The sequence below is a fragment of the Vibrio genomosp. F10 str. 9ZD137 genome (assembly GCF_049974785.1).
In the GTDB taxonomy this organism is placed as follows: Bacteria; Pseudomonadota; Gammaproteobacteria; order Enterobacterales; family Vibrionaceae; genus Vibrio.
Genome location: NZ_JBNGCJ010000337.1, coordinates 1 through 1,698, shown reverse-complemented (window position 1 = coordinate 1,698; position 1,698 = coordinate 1). Strand labels below are relative to the sequence as shown.

Genomic DNA, 1,698 nt, shown 5'->3' with positions numbered 1-1,698 from the left:
GTCGACAGAACCGATGGCAAAGTGGCTATTCCACTCGGTCTCGTGGCGTTGTACTGGATCCGCCAGTTTAAGCGCTTGATCGATATTGGTGATATCCAACAAAACAGCAATCCAAATAAGGGGTTAGGTTTCATAAAGCCAGATGGTTGGCACAAGCTAAAACATATTGGCGTTGACGATTTAGCAGTAGGTTCCATTTTCGTCGGTGATGAGGCTAAAGCGCTTCAAGAAACGTTTAAAGATACACTCGATACCATCGTCCAAAATCCTGTGAAATTCACTTACATCGGTGATAGACAGAATTGTGTATTTTCTGTTACTCGTAAGACAAAGCGTAAGAAGAAAAACATCGTGTTAGACCGAGGTTTCTTTGAAAGCTATGGTTATTTTATTCTTGATGGGAGTTTATGGGAGTGCTTGCGTTTATTCCATTCGTGGATTGAACCTCTTGTGGTTAACCAGTGGGTGATGGAGATGCAAAAGTATAGTCGCAATCAAGCACGTAATATTTCTTTGCAGACTTACTATGATTATTTAGTTTGGGTAGAGAAAGATCACGATACTCGTGCTGTTCGCAAACGAGTAGACCAAATTACTCAGCAACAAGGCAGAGTCGAGAGTGTTTGGAGTGGTCAAAAGTTGCAGTCAACGTATCAAATCGATCACTGTTTGCCTTTTGTATATTGGCCCAATAACGATAGATGGAATTTGTTGCCTTCTACAGCGGCAGAAAACAACAAAAAGAGCAATCGTGTTCCTAGCCAACAGCGTTTGCAGGATTCGAAAACTCGAATTGTAGAGTGGTGGACAATGGCTTGGTTGGGAACGGCGAGTGAGGATCGTTTTTTCCAAGAAGCATGCTTATCTTTGCCTAATGTTTCGCCGCAATGCCGTGATTTCGAAGAAGTGTTTGAGGCGATGAATTTGCAAATTAGAGGCGTCAAAAGCCGCTTACTAATCAACGAATGGCTATAATCTTTCGAACAGGCCACACAGTATTTTCTGAGTCGTAATTTTAATCCTCTTGAGAGGCTCCTTTGGTTGGCAGTAGGCGCGGCGTACTTACTCGAACAGCCAGTAGTAGGAAAAATAGGATCAAACTTTTCCCTATTGCTCATTTTGTAGGAGTGGTCTAGTTTGACTAACGCCATTACTGGTGGACAAATGCAAAGGTGGGGGCAATGGAGTCACTGCCTAGACTACAAGCTAAGAAATAAGGATGGCTAGGCGAGTCACACGATTCGCCTAGTGAGTTAGTTTTTACTGGGCTTATGCTTTTAGTCCAGTAAGAAGGTTCTCCATATTATTACTTTGCTGACGCAGCTGTTCAATATTACCTGTAGTAGAGCTGATCAATTTACAAACGTTATCGGCCTGGGTTCTAACTTCCTCAACGCTTGAAGCAATATTATCGGCGACTGCGCCTTGCTGCTCTGCGGCAGTGGCTATTTGAATGCTGGAATTAGAGATCGACTGATTTCGGTCGGCAAGATCCCCAATTTCTTGATTGACTTCAGCCATCAGGCTCTGCCCTTCTTCCGCATTGTGTACGGTTACGTTCATCAACTTAGTCAATGACTGGCTGTTTTTTTGCAGAGCTTCTATCATCGACTGAATCTCAACAGTCGCTTGCTGAGTACGCCCAGCTAACGCTCGTACTTCATCAGCCACTACTGCAAACCCACGGCCTTGTTCACC

2 protein-coding genes are annotated in these 1,698 nt (G+C 43.8%); one reads left to right on the top strand and one right to left on the bottom strand.

The features are described 5' to 3' along the window. Window positions 1-975, top strand: a 975-nt coding sequence (locus ACP45E_RS07095) for an HNH endonuclease domain-containing protein (protein ID WP_277815684.1), incomplete at its 5' end; no start/stop codon positions are given. A gap of 294 nt (window positions 976-1,269) precedes the next feature. On the opposite strand, the gene ACP45E_RS07090 is transcribed toward ACP45E_RS07095, so the two are convergent. Then, window positions 1,270-1,698: methyl-accepting chemotaxis protein (locus ACP45E_RS07090; RefSeq protein ID WP_241824279.1), on the bottom strand; the 429-nt coding region annotated here is incomplete at its 5' end.